This is a genomic window from Rhizobium sp. TH2 (assembly GCF_024707525.1).
Lineage (GTDB): Bacteria > Pseudomonadota > Alphaproteobacteria > Rhizobiales > Rhizobiaceae > Rhizobium_E.
The window spans coordinates 3816679-3833934 of the sequence record NZ_CP062231.1 but is presented as its reverse complement, the minus strand read 5'-3'; the positions used below and the strand labels follow the sequence as shown (position 1 = coordinate 3833934).

Annotated in this window: 23 protein-coding genes; 9 read left to right on the top strand and 14 right to left on the bottom strand. The window is 61.1% G+C overall.

The features are described 5' to 3' along the window. Nucleotides 1–166 precede the first annotated feature (166 nt). Both IHQ71_RS18990 and IHQ71_RS18985 read left to right on the top strand, forming a co-directional pair. The gene (locus IHQ71_RS18990) at nucleotides 167–808 is read left to right on the top strand and encodes a TetR/AcrR family transcriptional regulator (RefSeq protein ID WP_258158005.1); all 642 of its coding nucleotides are present in this window, start codon (nucleotides 167–169) and stop codon (nucleotides 806–808) included. Nucleotides 809–929: 121 nt separating this feature from the next. Then, a complete protein-coding gene (locus tag IHQ71_RS18985; protein WP_258158004.1) occupies nucleotides 930–1238 on the top strand; it encodes a hypothetical protein in 309 nt (102 codons plus the stop codon). An 81-nt stretch (nucleotides 1239–1319) separates the two neighbouring features. Here the strand turns inward: IHQ71_RS18985 and IHQ71_RS18980 are convergent, their stop codons facing one another. Both IHQ71_RS18980 and IHQ71_RS18975 read right to left on the bottom strand, forming a co-directional pair. Then, nucleotides 1320–2249 (bottom strand): DMT family transporter, encoded by a 930-nt coding sequence (locus tag IHQ71_RS18980; protein WP_258158003.1) that lies wholly within the window; start codon nucleotides 2247–2249, stop codon nucleotides 1320–1322. A 41-nt stretch (nucleotides 2250–2290) separates the two neighbouring features. Next, entirely contained in the window at nucleotides 2291–2620 is a 330-nt protein-coding gene (locus IHQ71_RS18975; RefSeq protein ID WP_258158002.1) for an SMR family transporter, read from the bottom strand. 153 nt (nucleotides 2621–2773) lie between these two features. On the opposite strand from IHQ71_RS18975, the gene IHQ71_RS18970 reads away from it, so the two are divergent. Then, nucleotides 2774–3550: a potassium channel family protein gene (locus tag IHQ71_RS18970; protein WP_258158001.1), complete on the top strand. Its 777-nt coding sequence runs from the start codon at nucleotides 2774–2776 to the stop codon at nucleotides 3548–3550. 3 nt (nucleotides 3551–3553) lie between these two features. On the opposite strand, the gene IHQ71_RS18965 is transcribed toward IHQ71_RS18970, so the two are convergent. After that, nucleotides 3554–3925 (bottom strand): VOC family protein, encoded by a 372-nt coding sequence (locus tag IHQ71_RS18965; protein WP_258158000.1) that lies wholly within the window; start codon nucleotides 3923–3925, stop codon nucleotides 3554–3556. 355 nt (nucleotides 3926–4280) lie between these two features. Between IHQ71_RS18965 and IHQ71_RS18960 the strand changes: the two genes are divergently transcribed. Both IHQ71_RS18960 and IHQ71_RS18955 read left to right on the top strand, forming a co-directional pair. Then, nucleotides 4281–5291 carry a ligase-associated DNA damage response exonuclease gene (locus IHQ71_RS18960; protein WP_258157999.1) on the top strand — a complete coding sequence of 337 codons (1011 nt, stop codon included), beginning with the start codon at nucleotides 4281–4283 and terminating at the stop codon, nucleotides 5289–5291. After that, nucleotides 5288–6904 (top strand): cisplatin damage response ATP-dependent DNA ligase, encoded by a 1617-nt coding sequence (locus IHQ71_RS18955; protein WP_258157998.1) that lies wholly within the window; start codon nucleotides 5288–5290, stop codon nucleotides 6902–6904. The genes IHQ71_RS18960 and IHQ71_RS18955 overlap by 4 nt, the downstream gene beginning before the upstream one ends. Before the next feature lie 12 nt (nucleotides 6905–6916). Here the strand turns inward: IHQ71_RS18955 and IHQ71_RS18950 are convergent, their stop codons facing one another. After that, nucleotides 6917–7084, bottom strand: a complete 168-nt coding sequence (locus IHQ71_RS18950) for a hypothetical protein (protein ID WP_258157997.1) — start codon at nucleotides 7082–7084, stop codon at nucleotides 6917–6919. Between the two features lie 146 nt (nucleotides 7085–7230). Here IHQ71_RS18950 and IHQ71_RS18945 point away from each other — a divergent pair, with 146 nt between their 5' ends. Beyond that, nucleotides 7231–8103 carry a mechanosensitive ion channel family protein gene (locus IHQ71_RS18945; RefSeq protein ID WP_258157996.1) on the top strand — a complete coding sequence of 291 codons (873 nt, stop codon included), beginning with the start codon at nucleotides 7231–7233 and terminating at the stop codon, nucleotides 8101–8103. Between the two features lie 53 nt (nucleotides 8104–8156). Here the strand turns inward: IHQ71_RS18945 and preA are convergent, their stop codons facing one another. From preA to IHQ71_RS18910, 7 genes are all read right to left on the bottom strand, one after another. After that, complete coding sequence (gene preA, locus IHQ71_RS18940; RefSeq protein WP_258157995.1) at nucleotides 8157–9482, bottom strand: NAD-dependent dihydropyrimidine dehydrogenase subunit PreA; 1326 nt, start codon at nucleotides 9480–9482, stop codon at nucleotides 8157–8159. Nucleotides 9483–9497: 15 nt separating this feature from the next. Next, nucleotides 9498–10829, bottom strand: coding sequence for an NAD(P)-dependent oxidoreductase (locus tag IHQ71_RS18935; RefSeq protein ID WP_258157994.1), 1332 nt, complete (start codon nucleotides 10827–10829; stop codon nucleotides 9498–9500). Nucleotides 10830–10924: 95 nt separating this feature from the next. After that, nucleotides 10925–11302: a DUF4180 domain-containing protein gene (locus IHQ71_RS18930; RefSeq protein ID WP_258157993.1), complete on the bottom strand. Its 378-nt coding sequence runs from the start codon at nucleotides 11300–11302 to the stop codon at nucleotides 10925–10927. Nucleotides 11303–11339: 37 nt separating this feature from the next. Further along, nucleotides 11340–11759, bottom strand: a complete 420-nt coding sequence (locus IHQ71_RS18925) for a CopD family protein (RefSeq protein WP_258157992.1) — start codon at nucleotides 11757–11759, stop codon at nucleotides 11340–11342. A 56-nt stretch (nucleotides 11760–11815) separates the two neighbouring features. Further along, a complete protein-coding gene (locus tag IHQ71_RS18920; RefSeq protein ID WP_258157991.1) occupies nucleotides 11816–12097 on the bottom strand; it encodes a DUF3817 domain-containing protein in 282 nt (93 codons plus the stop codon). Continuing rightward, nucleotides 12094–12354 carry a hypothetical protein gene (locus IHQ71_RS18915; protein ID WP_258157990.1) on the bottom strand — a complete coding sequence of 87 codons (261 nt, stop codon included), beginning with the start codon at nucleotides 12352–12354 and terminating at the stop codon, nucleotides 12094–12096. The genes IHQ71_RS18920 and IHQ71_RS18915 overlap by 4 nt, the downstream gene beginning before the upstream one ends. A gap of 80 nt (nucleotides 12355–12434) precedes the next feature. Then, nucleotides 12435–13325 carry a helix-turn-helix domain-containing protein gene (locus IHQ71_RS18910; RefSeq protein ID WP_258157989.1) on the bottom strand — a complete coding sequence of 297 codons (891 nt, stop codon included), beginning with the start codon at nucleotides 13323–13325 and terminating at the stop codon, nucleotides 12435–12437. A 121-nt stretch (nucleotides 13326–13446) separates the two neighbouring features. Between IHQ71_RS18910 and pobA the strand changes: the two genes are divergently transcribed. The 3 genes from pobA to IHQ71_RS18895 all read left to right on the top strand — a co-directional run bounded on the left by pobA (nucleotide 13447) and on the right by IHQ71_RS18895 (nucleotide 15379). Continuing rightward, on the top strand, nucleotides 13447–14613 hold the full coding sequence (gene pobA, locus IHQ71_RS18905; RefSeq protein WP_258157988.1) for a 4-hydroxybenzoate 3-monooxygenase: 1167 nt from the start codon (nucleotides 13447–13449) through the stop codon (nucleotides 14611–14613). A gap of 116 nt (nucleotides 14614–14729) precedes the next feature. Further along, nucleotides 14730–15131, top strand: coding sequence for a DUF2325 domain-containing protein (locus IHQ71_RS18900; RefSeq protein WP_258157987.1), 402 nt, complete (start codon nucleotides 14730–14732; stop codon nucleotides 15129–15131). Further along, a complete protein-coding gene (locus IHQ71_RS18895; RefSeq protein ID WP_258157986.1) occupies nucleotides 15128–15379 on the top strand; it encodes a hypothetical protein in 252 nt (83 codons plus the stop codon). Before IHQ71_RS18900 ends, IHQ71_RS18895 begins: the two co-directional genes overlap by 4 nt. Before the next feature lie 18 nt (nucleotides 15380–15397). On the opposite strand, the gene IHQ71_RS18890 is transcribed toward IHQ71_RS18895, so the two are convergent. Genes IHQ71_RS18890 through IHQ71_RS18880 form a run of 3 tightly spaced genes read right to left on the bottom strand, consistent with a single transcriptional unit; the run spans nucleotide 15398 to nucleotide 17247 of the window. Further along, nucleotides 15398–15766 carry a DUF423 domain-containing protein gene (locus IHQ71_RS18890; protein WP_258157985.1) on the bottom strand — a complete coding sequence of 123 codons (369 nt, stop codon included), beginning with the start codon at nucleotides 15764–15766 and terminating at the stop codon, nucleotides 15398–15400. Then, entirely contained in the window at nucleotides 15763–16164 is a 402-nt protein-coding gene (locus IHQ71_RS18885) for a group II truncated hemoglobin (RefSeq protein ID WP_258157984.1), read from the bottom strand. Before IHQ71_RS18885 ends, IHQ71_RS18890 begins: the two co-directional genes overlap by 4 nt. Nucleotides 16165–16212: 48 nt before the next feature. Beyond that, a complete protein-coding gene (locus IHQ71_RS18880) occupies nucleotides 16213–17247 on the bottom strand; it encodes a substrate-binding domain-containing protein (protein WP_258157983.1) in 1035 nt (344 codons plus the stop codon). Nucleotides 17248–17256 lie beyond the last annotated feature (9 nt).

The following is a 17256-nucleotide window of genomic DNA, read 5'->3' as shown; positions in this document are numbered from 1 at the left end:
ATGATTTTTATCTGTTTCCCGAATTGGACTTGCGTTTGAGAAACGATTTGTCCAATAATTTGACCGTTTGGTAAACATTACAATTTCTGGCGCCGCACTCAAGCCGAAAAAGCAAGTGCCAGCAGACATTTTTCGGTGACGGGCGAGGGCGGGAGACATCGAGTACATGCCGATACCGAGGGCAGCACGGACCCAGCGCCGGACACGCATCCAGGAGGCGAAGGAGGAGCAGATTCTCGAGGCCGCGCTGGAGGTCTTCTCCATGCATGGCTTTCGTGGTGCGACGATCGACCAGATCGCCGAGGTCGCCGGCATGTCGAAGCCGAACCTGCTCTATTATTTCCGCACCAAGGAGACGATGCACAAGGCGCTGATCGAGCGCGTGCTCGATACCTGGCTCGATCCGCTGCGGGAATTCGATGCCGAGGGCAATCCGGAAGCCGAGATCCGCAGTTATATCCGCCGCAAGCTGGAAATGGCGCGCGACTTCCCGCGCGAGAGCCGGCTGTTCGCCAATGAAGTACTGCGCGGTGCGCCGCTGATCGAGGACGAGTTGAAGGGGCCGCTCAAGCAATTGGTGGACGAGAAGGCCGAGGTGATCCGCGCCTGGGCGAAGGCCGGCAAGATCGCCAAATGCGACCCTTACCACCTGATCTTCTCGATCTGGTCGACGACGCAGCACTATGCCGACTTCGACGTGCAGGTGCGCGCCGTGCTGGGCCAGGAAAAATCCGGCGACGGGCGTTTCGAGGATGCGGCGCGCTATCTCGAACAGTTGTTCATGGGCGGTCTGGCAATCAGCAAGTAACGGCAAACCCGACGTTCCACGGCATCCTGTGCAAGCAATCGCGGGCTACTATCCAGACTCACCGGTATGGAGTACAAAGAGTGTGGTCTCACCGCAGTGGGGACCTATGGTGGAGGGTAATATGGATCTTACGGCAATTATTACACAGCTTATCGGCGGCGCGATCGGTGGTCTCGGCGGCGGCAAGATCATCAAGGATTCCGATCTCGGGCCAATCGTCAACCTGATCGTGGGCGCGATCGGCGGTCTCGGCGGCGGCACGCTGCTCGGTACCCTCATGGGAGGCGCAGCCACCGCCACGGCCGCCGCTCCGGCGGCGGCTTCGATGGATATCGGCGCGATCGTGACCCACTTGGTCGGCGGCGGCGTCGGTGGCGCGATCCTGCAGATCGTCGTTGGCCTGATCAAGAACAAGATGGTGGCTCGCTAAGCGGTCAGCCAAATCAATGATCGGCCGGATTGGTCTCCATCCGGCCGAGATTTGGATATTCGCACGAGCCGGAGTGGGTGCTCAGTCCGGCAGCAGCGCCATGACCAGCAGGCCGCAGGCAGTCACCAAGGCGCCGGCAACGACCGACAGATGCACCCAGCCATGGCCGAGCAGTCCTTCGAGAACGATGATGAAACTCGGCGTCAGATATCCATAGGCAAGCACCTTGGGCGCCGGCAGCCTCATCGAAGCATATTGCAGCAGCAGGAAGGTGATCACCGTCGTGACGATGGCGAGATAGGCGATCGCGAACCAGACAATCCCCGGCACTTGCGCGAGTTCGACCGATCGGATCGTCGGCGCACCGGGCAGGATCAGCCAGAGGAACGTCGCGGCTACGGCCCAGAAGGCGAAATTGAACGGCTGTTCTCCCCGGTTGAACTTGCGCAGAAGCGGCGCATAGGCCCCGTGGCAGACGACGCCGACGAAAAAGATCACCTCGCCTGCTCCGACATCGAAGGAGAGGATCGCGTCGATATCACCACGGAAGATGACCCAGACGGCACCCGCGGCAGCGATGACCAGCGATGCCATCACGGCGGGGCGCGTGACCTGTCGCATGAAGAGCCAGGCAAATCCCGCGCTGATCAGCGGCATCAGGGTGAAAACCGCACCCGTCGAGACGGGACTGGTGAATTCGAGCGCCTTGAACATGGTGGACATGTAGATGGCCATCAGCCCCCCGAGCAGCAGGAAGCGCCAGGGTGCCGAGGGAAAGCGCAGTTCCACCCTCAAAAACCAGATGCCGAATGCCGCCATCGCGCCGATCGCCACCGCATAGCGCACGAGATTGACGGCAAAGCCCGGCATGCGCGTGGCAGCCAACCCGCCAAGCGAAAAGGAGCCGGCGATCAGCACGGCAAACAGCATCATGGCGAAATGCGCCTTGAGCTTTTCGTGGCCGGTGGCGTGGATAGTGTGCGGATTGGCTATTGTGGGGGCATCGGACATGGCGGGATACATGCCCCGGCGGCGCTCCGAATGCAATGCGCTCAATGGCTGACGGATTTCGAGAGAAGATTGATGATCAGCACACCGGCCACGATCATGACGAGGCCGATGATGGCAGGCAGATCGAGCTTCTGGCCGAAGAGCAGCCAGCCGGCTGCGGCGACAAGTACGATGCCGGCGCCTGACCAGACCGCATAGACGATGCCGACCGGCACGGTGCGGGTGACCAGCGACAGAAGAAAGAAGGCCAGGCCATATCCGATCAGCGATATGACGCTCGGCCACAGCGCTGTATAGCCGTCTGATTTCGCCATGGCCGAGGTGGCGATGACTTCGAGGACGATAGCGGCGAAGAGATAGATGTAGATCATGAATGCTGGATTAGAGGACGCGGTAAACGTCCGCTAGCCCGGAACCGGCACGGCGCGACGTGGGCGGGCGCACCATCCGCAATCCGAAGTTGGGCTTGAGCGACCCTCGGGACGTGATTAAGCTATGCCGGATTGCGTGCCAGCGGGGCGGAGATGGAAGAATTGAGACTGAAGGGGCGTATCGCGGCGCTTTACGAGGGCAAGTCCGAAACGGCCGAGTGGTTTCGCTATGGCTTGCTGATCGCCGATATCACGACCGTGCTGTTTCTCGTCGTCGTGACCTATTTCCATGGCGAGCCATGGGTGAAATGGGTCGACCTGGTCTTCGGCATCTATCTCGGTCTGGATTATCTCGCGCGCTTCTGGATCGCGTCGAGAAAGGGCCCCTTCGTCCTCAACCTGCTCAATATCGCCGACCTCATCGCCATGGCCTCGCTGATCATTCCGCTGGTCGGCGGCACACTGTCGTTCCTGCGCAGCCTCAGAATCCTGCGGGTGCTCAGGACGTATCGCGTCCAGAAGACGCTGCGGGAGGATTTTCCGCTCTTCAAGCGGCATGAGGATGTGATCCTCAGCGCTGTCAATCTGATCGTCTTCGTCTTCATCATGACCGAGCTGGTTTTTGTGACCCAGGTGAACATCAATCCCGAGGTTACGAATTTTCTCGATGCAATGTATTTCACCATCACGACGCTGACCACGACCGGCTTCGGCGATGTGACGCTCATCGGCCAGCACGGCCGGCTGATCTCCATCCTGATCATGGTGTTCGGAGTATCGCTGTTCCTGCGCCTGATCCAGACGATGTTCCGTCCGTCGAAGGTGCGCTTTACCTGCGAGGATTGCGGGTTGTTCCTGCACGAGGCCGATGCCGTGCACTGCAAGCATTGCGGCGCGGTACTGAACATTCCGTCGGACGGGCACGTGTAAGTCTTATTTCGCCGGCATCGGCTGCCAGAGTTCGACCCGGTTCTGCTCGGGATCGTGGAGCGTCGCGAAGCGGCCGTTGGGGTAGGTTTCCGGATCGATCGTGACTTCGATGCCGGCAGCGCGAAGCTGTTCTACCATCCTGTCGAGATCGGCGACCCGGAAATTGATTGCCCAGGTCTTATCCGCCGCGCCGAAATAGTCCGTGTCCTGCTTGAAGGGCGCGAAGACAGTGGTGCCTGCCTTCTGCTGCCAGGCTGGCTCGCCGTAGCTCTGGCTGACGCGGTTGATGCCGAAATGGGTTTCGTACCAATCCGTCAGCGCCTTCGGGTCCTTTGCCCGGAAAAAGAAGCCGCCGAGCCCGAGAATTTTTTCCATCACGTTTCTCCTCAGGATGTAAATTTAATTGGGAGGCAGGGACCTTGCAATCAGGGCGAACAGGATTACATTCAAATCAACGTCAACGAACAGAAAGGAAGGTGATCCGATGTCTAATGAGTTTTCGGTACTCGTGACCGGCATGGGAGTTCAGGTAAAGACAGCGGGGCAGCCCTCGCTCTGAGCCTACCTTCCTAGGATCGTAGAAATGCGATCCGGCCCGTCAGAGGCCAAATCTCATGGGGGCCGCTCTTGGAGCGGCCCTTTTGATTTTCATGCTGCCGGAACTTCGTCCGGCCCTGTTCCATTATCCCTCGTCTTGATTTTCAGCGCCACAGTATCAAGTTGGGCCCCGATGCGCGCCTCCGACCTTCTGCTTCCCATGCCACAGGGGCTCTATTGCCCGCCCGGGGATTTTTACATCGACCCGGTGCTGCCGGTTGACCAGGTGCTGATCACCCATGGCCATTCCGACCATGCGCGCTCCGGCCACGGCAAGGTGCTGGCGACCAAGGAAACCCTCGACATCATGGCGATCCGCTATGGCGAGGTCTTCAGCGGGTCGCGGCAGGTTGCGCGACATGGGGAGAGCTTCGATTTCAACGGGGTCAAGGTGCGCTTCGTGCCGGCCGGTCATGTGCTTGGCTCGGCGCAGATCGTGGTCGAAAAGGACGGCATGCGGATCGTCGCCTCGGGCGATTACAAGCGCCGAAGGGATTCGACCTGCGCGCCGTTCGAGCCGGTGGAATGCGACGTGTTCATCACCGAGGCGACCTTTGCGCTTCCCGTCTTCCGGCATCCCGATGACCGCGAGGAGATCGAGCGGCTGATCCACTCAGTGACCCAATTCCCGGAGCGGACGCATCTGGTTGGCGCCTATGCGCTCGGCAAGGCGCAGCGGGTGATCAAGCTGCTGCGCGAAGCCGGCTACGACAAGACCATCCACATCCACGGCGCGCTGGAGCGGATTTCCAGCTACTACCAGGGCCAGGGCATCGACCTCGGCACGCTTGCGCCGGCGACACTGGAGAAGGGCAAGGCGAAGGATTTCGCCGGTGAGATCATCGTCTGCACACCTTCCGCGTTTTCCGATCGATGGGCGCGGCGTTTTGCCGATCCGGTGACCTGCTTCGCGTCGGGCTGGATGCGCATCCGCCAGCGGGTCAAGCAGCGCGGCGTGGAACTGCCCTTGATCATATCTGATCATTCCGACTGGGACGAACTGACCGACACGATACGGGATGTGAAGGCGGGCGAGATCTGGGTGACGCATGGCCGTGAAGAGGCGCTGGTGCGCTGGTGCGAGCTTAACGGCCTCAAGGCACAGCCGCTGCATCTCGTCGGTTATGAGGACGAAAACGAATGAAGGCGTTTTCAGATCTTCTCGACCGGCTGGTGCTGACGCCATCGCGCAATGGCAAGCTGAAGCTGCTTAGGGATTATTTTGCCGAGACGCCCGATCCGGATCGCGGCTATGCCTTGGCCGCATTGACGGATGGCGGCCTGGACATTCCCGCGATCAAGCCGGCGGTGATCCGGGCACTTGCCACCGAACGGATGGACGAGGTTCTGTTTTCCTACTCCTATGACTATGTCGGCGATCTTGCGGAGACGATTTCGCTGATCTGGCCCGAGCCGGAAAACCGGATATCCAACGATGACGATCCCAGCCTCGCTTATGTCGTGGAGACGCTTTCGCGGGCCTCACGCAGCGAAGCGCCGGCGAAATTTGCCAGCCTGCTCGACCGGCTCGATCCGCCGGGCCGCTACGCGGTGATCAAGCTGGTGACCGGCGGTCTGCGCATCGGCGTCTCGGCGCGGCTCGCCAAGCAGGCGCTGGCCGATTTCGGGCACAAGGATGTGGTCGAGATCGAGGAACTCTGGCACGGGCTGAAAGTGCCCTACACGGAACTGTTTACTTGGCTGGAGGGCACGACCGGCAAGCCGGAGAATCTCGCCAAGGCGCTGTTCCGGCCGGTGATGCTGGCCAACCCGGTGGAGGATGGTGATCTTGCGACCCTCGACATCGCCGACTATCGCGCCGAATGGAAATGGGACGGCATCCGCGTGCAGGTGAGTTCCGAAGGCGGCGTTAGGCGGCTTTATTCGCGCAGCGGCGACGAGATTTCAGGCGCCTTCCCCGACCTGATGGGTGCGCTGGATTTCGAGGCGGTCGTGGATGGCGAACTGCTGGTGGGCGTGCCGGCCGACTACACCGGCACGTTCTCGGACCTGCAGCAGCGGCTCAACCGCAAGACCGTGGCGCAGAAGGTGATCCAGCAATATCCGGTCTTCGTGCGGGCCTACGATCTACTGATGTTGGATGGCGAGGACACAAGAACGCTTGGCTATGACGAGCGCCGGGCGCGGCTTATCGAGTTGCTGAAGACACTCGATCCCGCCCGCTTCGACCTCTCGCCGCAGGTGGAATTCGATAGCTGGGAAAAACTCGACGAACTGAGGAAGACGCCGATCCATCCCATCATCGAAGGCGTCATGCTCAAGCACAAGGACTCGCCCTATCTGCCGGGCCGCAAGAAGGGGCCGTGGTTCAAGTGGAAGCGCGATCCGCACACGATCGACGCCGTGCTGATGTATGCCCAGCGCGGCCACGGCAAGCGGTCGAGCTTCTATTCCGACTACACGTTCGGTGTCTGGCGTGAGGAAGGCGGGGTGCTGGAGCTTGTGCCGGTCGGAAAGGCCTATTTCGGCTTCTCGGACGAGGAACTGGTTCAGATCGACAAATATGTCCGCGACCATACGACGGAGCGCTTCGGCCCGGTGCGATCGGTAAAGGCGACGGAGAACGAGGGCCTGGTGTTTGAGGTGGCCTTCGAGGGATTGAGCCGCTCGACGCGGCATAAATCGGGTGTCGCGATGCGGTTTCCTCGGATATCTCGGCTCCGGTGGGACAAGCCGCCGGCGGAGGCCGATACGCTGGAGAATCTGGAGAAGCTGCTGGATGAGGGGGTGAGTTGAAGGGCGGGCCGGCTAAGTAGCCGTTTCGGTTGGCTGCGCTGGTGCGTCCGCAATATCTTTCAGTGCGACCCCGTGGAGGATGTGTAGCATTTCATCATTCAAGCTGCGGCCGTTTTGGGCCGCCTGCTCTTCAAGTGCGCGAAGTGCTTCGTCGCTGATTTCAATCGTAATATCTACCATAGGAACTCCTCCTGTGAGTGTACTACTTCGCTCCAACTTTAGCCAGTTGGAGCGTCGAACCCATGATGCTGCATGGCGGCGAAGATCGGAACTATCGCTCGAATGGAGACGTTAGGGTCCCATTGTCTGAAAACAGGGAGCGGATAGTGGAATCCCAGAACATGGATTTCATCGTCGCGTCGCGCGCTGCCGTTACGCAAGCCGGCGCGCTTCTCGTGCAATATTCCTTCTCCATCGTAGGGGCCTTCGTGCTGCTGCTGGTGGGTTGGCTGGCGTCACGCTACCTGCACCGCTGGGCGCTGGCGGGGATTCGCGGCTTCGACGTGACGCTTGCGCATTTCCTCGCCAATGTCGTGCTGCTTTTCGTGCTGGTCATGGTACTCGGCCAATTCGGCGTGCAGACCGCCTCGATCATCGCGGCGATGGGTGCTGCGGGTCTGGCGATTGGCCTGGCACTACAGGGCACGCTACAGAATATCGCGGCCGGCATCATGCTGCTGATCCTCAGGCCGTTCAGGGTCGGCGAGTCGATCGAGACCAAGGAGGTCAATGGCGAGGTGCGGGAGATCGGCCTTTTCGCCACCGAACTCCGAACCGGCGACGGACTGTTCCAACTGGTGCCGAATGCGCTGCTCTGGAACACACCGGTCAAGAATTTCAGCCGGCTCGGGATGCGGCGCTACGACCTGACCGTGGTGCTGCCGGCCGACAGCGATATCCGGAAAGCGGAGTCGATGCTGCTCGCCATCGCCGAGCGCGACACGCGGGTCAACAGCAAGCCCGCGCCGGTGACGCAGGTTTCCGATATCAAAAACGATACCGTGAGCATCACGTTGCAGGCGTGGATCAACACCTCGGACTATGGTGCGACCGCGCGTGCATTGGCCAAGTCGGCAAAGATATCGTTCGAGAAGGTCCAGGAGCAGGCGGTGCCCGTGGAGGCACCGGGCGAGGAAGCGAAGGCGAAGCCGAGACTTCCCGATGCAGCGAAAATGGCGGCAGGTGGGCAACGGCATTGAAAGGCCCGAGCGGATCACTCCGCCCGGGCCTAAGTCTCCTATGAAGCGCGGTATTACTCCGCAGCCTGTCCCGCGACGGGCTTGGCCATCGGGTTGTTCGGATGCGTCGTCCAGTTGGCGTAGACGGGGCTGACCGGCAGGCCGGTGCGCTCGTCCATCGTGCCGGCTTCGAGGCCGACCATGGAGATGCAGCTGTCGACCGGGCAGACGTTGACGCAGAGATTGCAGCCGACGCATTCGTCTTCCATCACCTCGAAGAAGCGGATGCCGTTCTTGCTCGACGTGATCGCCTGATGCGACGTGTCCTCGCAGACGATGTGGCAGCGACCGCACTTGATGCAGGAATCCTGGTCGATGCGGGCCTTGGCGATATAGTTGAGGTTGAGATATTGCCAGTCGGTGACGTTCGGCACGGCGCGGCTGATGATGTCGTCGAGCGTGCGGTGGCCCTTCTCGTCCATCCAGTTCGACAGGCCCGAGATCATTTCCTGCACGATCTTGAAGCCATAGGTCATGGCCGCGGTGCAGACCTGCACGTTGCCCGAACCGAGGGCCATGAATTCAGCCGCATCGCGCCATGTGGTGATGCCGCCGATGCCTGATATCGGCAGGCCATAGGTCTCCGGATCGCGGGCGATTTCGGCCACCATGTTGAGCGCGATCGGCTTGACCGCCGGGCCGCAATAGCCGCCATGGGTGCCCTTGCCGCCGACCGTTGGGTTCGGTGCGAAACTGTCGAGGTCGACCGAGACGATGGAGTTGATCGTGTTGATCAGCGACACGGCGTCGGTGCCGCCGGCCTTGGCGGCACGCGCCGGGCGCCTGACATCGGTGACGTTGGGGGTGAGCTTGGTGATGACAGGCATGCGGGTATATTGCTTGCACCAGCGCACCACCATTTCGATATATTCCGGCACCTGGCCGACGGCGGCGCCCATGCCGCGTTCGGACATGCCGTGCGGACAGCCGAAATTGAGCTCGATGCCATCGGCCTCGGTCTCCTCGACCAGCGGCAGGATGGCCTTCCAGGCATTTTCCTCGCAGGGCACCATGATCGAGGCGATCAGCGCGCGATCGGGCCAGTTCTTCTTGACCTGCTTCATTTCCTGCAGGTTGATCTGCAGCGGCCGGTCGGTGATCAGTTCGATATTGTTGAGGCCGAGCAGGCGGCGGTCGGCACCCCAGATCGCGCCGTAGCGCGGACCGTTGACATTGACGACCGGCGGGCCTTCCTCGCCGAGCGTCTTCCAGACCACGCCGCCCCAGCCCGCCTTGAAGGCGCGCTCGACATTGTAGGCCTTGTCGGTCGGCGGGGCGGAGGCCAGCCAGAACGGGTTGGGGGATTTGATGCCAACGAAATTGTTGCGGATATCAGCCATTTCGCATTCTCCCCTTTACGCCATCAAGGCGCGGTTGATGGATTCGGCAGCGTCGCGACCCATCGCGGCGGCCGATACGGTGAGGTCGTCGCCGCCGAGCGCGCAGTCGCCGCCGGCCCAGACGCCCGTGACCGTCGTGCGGCCCTCCTGGTCGACGGTGATCTTGCCACCCTCGATCTTGAGCGCATTGATACCCGAGAGATCGAGCTTCTGGCCGATCGCGGTCAGTACCTGGTCGCAGGCGATGGTTGTTGTCTGGCCGGTGCCCGTGAGAGCGCCGTTCTCGATATGGGTATATTCGAGTTCGATCGCGGTCAGGCGGCCATCCTGAGCGATGATTTCGCGCGGCTTCAGCCAGTGGCGGATCAGCACGCCCTTGGACGAAGCCAGATCCTGCTCGTATTCGGATGCGTTCATCTGCTCCTTGCCGCGGCGGTAGACCATCGTCACCTCCTCGGCGCCGAGAAGCTTGGATTGGATTGCGGCATCCACGGCGGTCATGCCGCCGCCAATCACCACGACACGACGGCCGACGGGTACGGTGGCCTTGACCGACGAGCGGAGGTTGGCGATGAAATCGACGGCGTCCTCGACTCCTTGAACTTCTTCACCTCGGGTCGAGAGCGCGTTGACGGCGGCGAGGCCGACGCCGAGGAAGACGGCGTCATGGCTGGCCTTGAGGTCGTCGAGCGAGAAATCGCGGCCGAGCGCCTTGCCATGCTCAATCTCGATGCCGCCGATGCCGACGATATATTCGACTTCCTGCTGGGCGAAATCGCCGGGCGCCTTATAGGCGGCGATGCCGAATTCGTTGAGGCCGCCGGATTTTTCACGCGCATCGTAGATGGTGACGGCGTGGCCTCGCATGGCGAGGCGATGGGCTGCGGAGAGGCCGGCCGGTCCGGCACCGATCACGGCGACTTTCTTGCCGGTCGCGGGCGCACGATTGTAGAACTGCTTCTCGATCGCCATGGCCGCATCGGTGGCATAGCGCTGCAGCCGGCCGATCTCGACCGGCTTTTCCTCGGCTGTGTTGCGCACGCAGGCCTGCTCGCAAAGCGTCTCGGTGGGACAGACCCGCGCGCACATGCCGCCCAGGATGTTCTGGTCGAAGATCGTCTTGGCGGCGCCGAGCGTGTTGCCAGTCGATATCTCGCGAATGAACATCGGGATATCGATGGCGGTGGGACAGGCCGTCATGCACGGCGCGTCATAACAGAAGTAACAGCGATCGGCCGCAACCAGCGCCTCGTGCTTGTCGTAGGCCGGGTGCAGGTCTGAAAAGTTGGCGTCATATTCCTGCGGCGCGAGCCGCCCGCTATGAATGCCGGGAGCAAGATTGCCCATGTTAACCCCTCTTTTTATAATTTGATTGCGTGAGGCTAACAAAACTTGAAATTTTTATCAAACGGTAAATTTTTGGCGGGGAGCCCAAATTTCGCCTAGCTCAGTCTCTCTTCGAGAGCGGCAAGATCCTCAAGGAACCACGCCGAACGGCCGCGGTTGGTCTCGCGGATGAAATCGCGCAATGCCGCGTCTTCGAGATATTCGCGTGGGACGCGGCCGAGGAAGGCGATGGTGATGCGGTAATTGACGAGCGGCCGGACGACGGCCTGCGCTATACCCGTGCTAAGATCGAAGAAGCTGGGCGTGAGGCACGAAATCGGGATCGCCAGCGTATCGGCCTTGACCGACCAGGCCTCGGCGATCAGCTCGTTGAGGAGGTAACCCATGGCGATCTTGCCGCCATCTGGCTCGTAGAACAACACCGTGCTGTCGCCCAGGCGGCGCATCCGGAAAGGTGTATCGATCATCAACATCAGCCTGGCCTCATAGTTACCTGCCAGGCATAACGTTTCAGAACGGTTTTACGGCCACGAGACAGACAACAAAAATGACGAGGGCCAACGTGATGTGGCCGGAATTCCTGAAAAAGGCCGGTACCGGATCTGCCGGCGACTGCCGCATCTTGTTCAGCCGCCCCGTCTGGGCGCCGTGAATGCCGGACAGCGCAAGGACGAGCACGAACTTCACCATGAACCAGCCGTCGCGATAAAAGCCGCTGTCCCAGACCAGGTAGAGGCCGGCGATCCAGACCACACCGAGGGCCGTGCCGACGAAGGCGCGGTTGAAGGCCACCGCGGCACCCAGCACGCGATCGGCATCTGGCGTGCCCGGCGTGACATTTCGGAAAAGGAAACCGTTCATCAGCATGCCGCCGATCAGGATCATGATCGCGATCAGATGTATGGCCTTGATCCAGAGATAATAGTCCATTGCGCAGTCCCTTTCATGCGTAAGCGAGGCTGTCTTCGCGGCGTTTGAGAAGGCGTTCATTGACGAAGCCGGCGAGCGGGATGAAGGCGAATGCCACCATCCGCAGCCATTCCGCGCCACCATTTGAGTTGGAAGTGAGACTGGATCAACATCCAGATATAAAAGAGGAAGGCGAGGCCGTGGACCGGACCCATGGCAGACACGAATTGCGGCATGCCGAAGACATGCTTGAGCGGCACGGCAACGAAGACGAGAACCGCAAGCGTCGTCGCCTCGAGGACCGATGCAAGCCGCATGCGGCGCAGCTGGCGGCGGTCTTCCCCTGATGTCTCGATCATCTGCCGTCCTTGATATGGCTCTCGATGGCTGAGATACGGTTGCGGATATCGGCGAGTTCCGACTGGATCGAGATGAGGGCGGCGGCAATGCTGCGTTGGCCGTCGCCGATGCTCTTGATCATCAGCCGCTGTTCTTCCTCGGTATTGAGTTCGTCGCGCGCATTCTGTGCCCAGGTGATGCCGCGAATGGCGACCACCAGCACAATGCCCATGATCACCAGGATCGCAACGAGAAGAATGGTACCGCCGTAGCTCATATCGTGTCCTTTTCGACGCAAGCGACACCGGCTTTGATGCTGCATGCGCGGCGGGGATATTCGGGTCAACGATCGTCAAGTCAAGTCTTAAAGCTTGGAGGCTTGCCGCGCTCGCGTTCACGGAACGCGCCGGGTGTCTCGCCGGTGACACGCGTGAATACGCGGATGAAGTAGGCGGAATCGGAGAAGCCGAGATCGTAGGCGATCTGCTGTATGCTCAGCAGGCTGAAGACGAGGTTGCGCTGGGCTTCCGATATCAGCCGCTCGGTCAGAAGAGCATTCATGCTGCGGCCCGTGCCGGCGCGGGCGATGCGGTTGAGGTGGGTGACCGAGACGCCGAGTTTGTCCGCATAAAAGGCGGCCGGCCGGTGTTCGCGGTAGTGGCTGCCGATCAGCGCATTGAGGCGAGAGATGCGGTCGCGTGCTGCCATTTGCTGTGGGGCGGCTCCGGGATCGGCAAGCGTTGCGGCGATCGTCAGGACAATGTCGAGGTAGGCGTCAAGAAGCGCGCTGCGGGGCGAGAAGCCGGATGCAAGTTCGCCTTCGATGCGGTCGAGCGTGGCGTTGAGAAACTTGCTGTCGTTGTTTTGGGCGAGATGAACCACGCGAGGCTGGGCGAAGGCGTGGCCGCTTGCGTCAGGCCGCGACGCGACGCGCTCTGCCAGCATGGTGATCACCTGGCCGTCGAGATCCCTGGAAAAGCGAAAGCCATGGATGAAGCCGGGCGGCACGAAGACCAGCGTGCCGGCGCTCAGCCGGAATTTTTCCGCGCCGAGCAGCGCATCGCCTTCGCCATTCCTGATCTGCAGGATCTGGAAGAAGCTTTCATGCCGGTGCTGCTTGATCTCCCAATTGTGGAGCCGGCTGCGCGAGGCGATGGTCTCGGAATGAATCCAGAAATCCGGGGCACTCTGCTGCGCCTCGCCGTAAAGGCTATAGGTGGGCACGCGTGCCGCAGTTGATGTCCGCATCGGCCTATCCATGTTCGAAAAGTGCAATTCCTTGGCTGGAAATTGCATTCACGGACTGTGCCTTCCGGATTACCTTTTGACAAGCTTCAGCGGTGCTGGAACTCGTTGAATGGGAGGAAGCATGCGCGTCGAGGTCGCTATTATCGGCTCGGGTCCGTCGGGCCTGTTGCTCGGCCAGTTGCTGACCAATGCCGGGATCGACAATGTCATTCTCGACCGGGTGGATCGCGATTATATTCTCGGACGCATCCGAGCCGGTGTGCTGGAAAGCGGCACGACGCGGCTTCTCGACGAGGCGGGAGCGGGCGCGCGGATGCATGCGGAAGGGCTCATTCATGACGGCTTCAGCGTGTCTTTCTCCGGACGGCGCCATCGGATCGACCTGAAGAGGCTGACGGGCCAATCCGTGACCGTTTACGGCCAGACGGAACTCACGCATGACCTGATGGACCGAAGAGAGGCCACGGGCGGCAAGACGATCTATAATGCCCGGAATGTCAGGCCGCATGATTTCGGTGGCGCGCCATATGTCACCTATGAAAAGGACGGCGTGACGCATCGGATCGATTGCGATTTCATCGTGGGATGCGATGGTACGCACGGCATCGCCCGGGCATCGGTAGCCGACAAGGGGATGAAGGGCTTCGAACGCGTCTATCCGTTCGGCTGGCTCGGCGTGCTGGCCGACGTGCCGCCTGTCGATCATGAACTGATCTATGCCAACCATGTCAGGGGCTTTGCGCTCTGTTCGCAGCGATCGCTGAGCCGCAGCCGCTACTATGTTCAAGTGGGGCTGGAGGAGAAGGTCAAGAACTGGTCGGACGATGCGTTCTGGGACGAGCTTCGCCGCCGCTTGCCGGGTGATGTCGCCGAGGCGCTGGTGACAGGGCCTTCGCTCGAAAAATCCATTGCGCCGCTTCGGTCCTTTGTGGCCGAGCCGTTGCGCTACGGTTCGCTTTTCCTGGTCGGCGATGCCGGCCATGTGGTGCCGCCGACCGGCGCCAAGGGGCTTAATCTCGCGGCGTCGGACGTGCATTATCTGTTCGAGGGTTTGCGGGATTTCTATCTCGACAAATCGGGCGCAATCCTCGATGCCTATTCGTCACGCGCCCTTGCACGCATCTGGAAGGCGGTGCGCTTCTCCTGGTCGATGACGCAATTGCTGCACAGATTCCCCGACAGCGGTGATTTCGGCCAGCGCATCCAGGAAGCCGAATTGGATTATCTCACGACCTCGCATGCCGCGCAGGAAGCGATGGCCGAGAACTATGTCGGGTTGCCGTATTGACGCCGATTTCGCGCCTGCAATAATTATGAGTTAAATAGTCAACTTTAATCTTTACTCACTTTATCAAGTTATGTATCAGTCGATTCACGAGGGCGAAACTCCTGTGAGGGCGGCTGATGGCGAAGAAATTCAACAAGCACAAGCATGGCAACGATCGCCCGGCGGCGGCACCGGTTCAGGTCGAGGTGCAGGGCAAGGTTGGCCTCAGCGGTCGCTCTATCCTCTATGTCGGTGGGCGCGATTGCCAGGTGGCGCATCTCCGGCAGATCGCATCGAACTACGGTGCCGAACTGATCCATCACGACGGCGGATTGCGCGAGGCGGTCTCGCGGATCGACACCGTTCTGCCCTCGGTGGAATGCGTCTTCTGCCCCATCGACTGTATCAGCCATGATGCCTGCTTGCGGGTGAAGACCGGTTGCAAGAAGACCGGAACCAGCTTCATCCCGCTGCGCAACGGGTCGAAATCCAGCTTCGAGCGGGCAATGCATGAATTGAGCGAAAGGGCGACGCGGTGACGAGAATTACGGGTGACGATTTCATGCTGGTCGGGCTGCACAAGATGGCCGCCGAACGCGGCGACGGCTTCGTGCCGGAAATGCTTGAAATCCTGAAGCGCAGCCGCGAAGGCTTTGACGAGCGCACCAATGTGATGCATTTTCCGACAAGCGATCTCGATGTCTCCCCGATGGAGACGAGGCCCGCATCGAATGAAAACAATGTCATCGCCTTCCCGCGTGTCAGGCAAAGCGCGCTGAACGGATAGTGTCGGGGAGAGGCCTCGTCAGCGCCTGAAGAATGCTCCCGCGGCCACCGCCACCCAGCCCAATATCATCATCGTACCGCCCGTTGGTGCCGACATCGGAAACAATCCGTGGCCGAATCGGGTGCGGAAGATGAGGTCGCCGGCAAACAGCAGGCAGCCGATGCCGATCAAGATGCTGGCTATCAGCGCGGTGCGAATCTTCTCCCAACCGATATAGATGCCGAGCAAAGCAGGGGCCTGCGCCATGCAGGCGGTGGCCGCAGCGCTATGGAGATGCGTGTCGTCGCCATGCGCTGCCATCGCGGAAAAGATCACGCCGCAGGCGCCGATCAGGCCGGCGAGAAACAGCGTGATGCGTGGAAAGATCGGGTTGCTCGAGATGCTCATCCTTGGCCTTCATCCTTGTTCTGCATGTGGAAGGCGAGCCGTTCGATCGGCGGCCAGATGATGTCGCGAAGCTTGGGATTGTCGATGGTTTCTTCCATCGCGCGACGGAAGCAGAGCATCCATTCGTCACGCTCGGCAGGGCCGATGGCGGCACTGAAGTGGCGCGAACGCAGGCGCGGATGGCCGTGTTTCTCGACATAGACGGGCGGGCCGCCGAGATAGCCGGTCAGGTAATCGTAGAGCTTGGCCTCCGAGCCTTCGAGGCTGGGCGGATGGATGGCGCGGCAGTTTTTCGCCTCCGGTAGCGCATCCATCAGTTCGTAGAAGCGATGGGTCAGCCTGCGCACGGCCGCATCGCCGCCGATGGCTTCGTAGAGGGTGATCGTCTCTTCGGTCATGGGTTTCATATGCGGCGGCGGATGCCGCCGGTCAATGCGGCATGACGCTCATCCGGGCAGCGTGAACGTATCGCTTTCACCCGCAACGAGCTGGAATGGCCACAGCCGGCGCGGCGATGCCTGCGCGTAGGTATTGGCATAATCCGGTATGTTTGCCAGAAGCGCCTCGGCGAGTGCCACACCGAGGTCGCGAAGCGAGAGCCGGAAGCAGGTCAGCGGCGGCGACAGGAAACTTGCATGCGGGCTGTAGCGGCCGATGACGGCGATATCCCGGCCCGGCTTTACGCCAGCCTCCTCGAGCCCGCGATAGAGGCCGATCGCGATTGCCTCGTTGACGAGGACGATGGCCGTCGGGCGGTCGGGGTTTGCCAGCACGCCGCGTGCGATCTGATAGCCGCCGGCCTCGTTCGGCGTCGAGCGGAAGACCAGGTCGTCATCCAGCGTCAGCCCGTGGCGTGCCATCGCTTCGCGGCATTTGTCGACGAAGACGTATCCGAGATTCATGTCGTCATGCGGCCGGGTGACGGCGATCCTGCGATGGCCCTGGGCGACGAGGCGGTCGATCGACGCTTCCGCCATGCCTTCGAAATCGAGGTCCAGCCAGGATTGGCCGGCATCGGTCAAGCTTCGCCCGAGCGTCACGAACGGGATCTTGCGCTTGGCGAGGAACTCGATGCGCGGATCGTGCCTGCGGGTCGCCGAGATGATGACGCCATCGGCGAAGCCGCGCGACACCATGCGGCGGAGATAATCGTGCGGGTCTTCCTCCGAGGAACACAGAAGCGCGACGAGATCGAGCTTGTGACGCTCGAACACCGCCTGCACGCCGTCGAACACGCTCATGAAGAACGTGTCGCCCTGGCCGGTGATCTCGGTGCCGGTCTGCATCATGAAGCCGATGACGCCGGTTCGGCCCTGCCGCAGCGCGCGGCCGGACTGGTTGGCGACATAGCCAAGCTCTTCAGCCGCCTCCAGCACGCGCTTGCGGGTTTCCGGATTGACATCCGGCTTGCCGTTGAGCGCACGCGAGACCGTGCCGATGGAGATATCGAGATGGCGGGCAAGGTGCTTTATGCCCTTCATTTTACTCGC

Bases quoted from the DNA above. Each gene is read 5' to 3' on its own strand.
- IHQ71_RS18930 (WP_258157993.1), bottom strand. From the start codon at position 11,302: ATGTTGATGATCGATACACCTTTCCGGATGCGCCGCCTGGGCGACAGC.
- IHQ71_RS18955 (WP_258157998.1), top strand. From the start codon at position 5,288: ATGAAGGCGTTTTCAGATCTTCTCGACCGGCTGGTGCTGACGCCATCG.
- IHQ71_RS18935 (WP_258157994.1), bottom strand. From the start codon at position 10,829: ATGGGCAATCTTGCTCCCGGCATTCATAGCGGGCGGCTCGCGCCGCAG.
- IHQ71_RS18885 (WP_258157984.1), bottom strand. From the start codon at position 16,164: ATGACCGAAGAGACGATCACCCTCTACGAAGCCATCGGCGGCGATGCG.
- pobA (WP_258157988.1), top strand. From the start codon at position 13,447: ATGCGCGTCGAGGTCGCTATTATCGGCTCGGGTCCGTCGGGCCTGTTG.
- preA (WP_258157995.1), bottom strand. From the start codon at position 9,482: ATGGCTGATATCCGCAACAATTTCGTTGGCATCAAATCCCCCAACCCG.
- IHQ71_RS18980 (WP_258158003.1), bottom strand. From the start codon at position 2,249: ATGTCCGATGCCCCCACAATAGCCAATCCGCACACTATCCACGCCACC.
- IHQ71_RS18950 (WP_258157997.1), bottom strand. From the start codon at position 7,084: ATGGTAGATATTACGATTGAAATCAGCGACGAAGCACTTCGCGCACTT.
- IHQ71_RS18915 (WP_258157990.1), bottom strand. From the start codon at position 12,354: ATGAGCTACGGCGGTACCATTCTTCTCGTTGCGATCCTGGTGATCATG.
- IHQ71_RS18890 (WP_258157985.1), bottom strand. From the start codon at position 15,766: ATGAGCATCTCGAGCAACCCGATCTTTCCACGCATCACGCTGTTTCTC.
- IHQ71_RS18925 (WP_258157992.1), bottom strand. From the start codon at position 11,759: ATGGACTATTATCTCTGGATCAAGGCCATACATCTGATCGCGATCATG.
- IHQ71_RS18910 (WP_258157989.1), bottom strand. From the start codon at position 13,325: ATGCGGACATCAACTGCGGCACGCGTGCCCACCTATAGCCTTTACGGC.
- IHQ71_RS18920 (WP_258157991.1), bottom strand. From the start codon at position 12,097: ATGATCGAGACATCAGGGGAAGACCGCCGCCAGCTGCGCCGCATGCGG.
- IHQ71_RS18880 (WP_258157983.1), bottom strand. From the start codon at position 17,247: ATGAAGGGCATAAAGCACCTTGCCCGCCATCTCGATATCTCCATCGGC.
- IHQ71_RS18970 (WP_258158001.1), top strand. From the start codon at position 2,774: ATGGAAGAATTGAGACTGAAGGGGCGTATCGCGGCGCTTTACGAGGGC.
- IHQ71_RS18960 (WP_258157999.1), top strand. From the start codon at position 4,281: ATGCGCGCCTCCGACCTTCTGCTTCCCATGCCACAGGGGCTCTATTGC.
- IHQ71_RS18985 (WP_258158004.1), top strand. From the start codon at position 930: ATGGATCTTACGGCAATTATTACACAGCTTATCGGCGGCGCGATCGGT.
- IHQ71_RS18990 (WP_258158005.1), top strand. From the start codon at position 167: ATGCCGATACCGAGGGCAGCACGGACCCAGCGCCGGACACGCATCCAG.
- IHQ71_RS18900 (WP_258157987.1), top strand. From the start codon at position 14,730: ATGGCGAAGAAATTCAACAAGCACAAGCATGGCAACGATCGCCCGGCG.
- IHQ71_RS18975 (WP_258158002.1), bottom strand. From the start codon at position 2,620: ATGATCTACATCTATCTCTTCGCCGCTATCGTCCTCGAAGTCATCGCC.
- IHQ71_RS18965 (WP_258158000.1), bottom strand. From the start codon at position 3,925: ATGGAAAAAATTCTCGGGCTCGGCGGCTTCTTTTTCCGGGCAAAGGAC.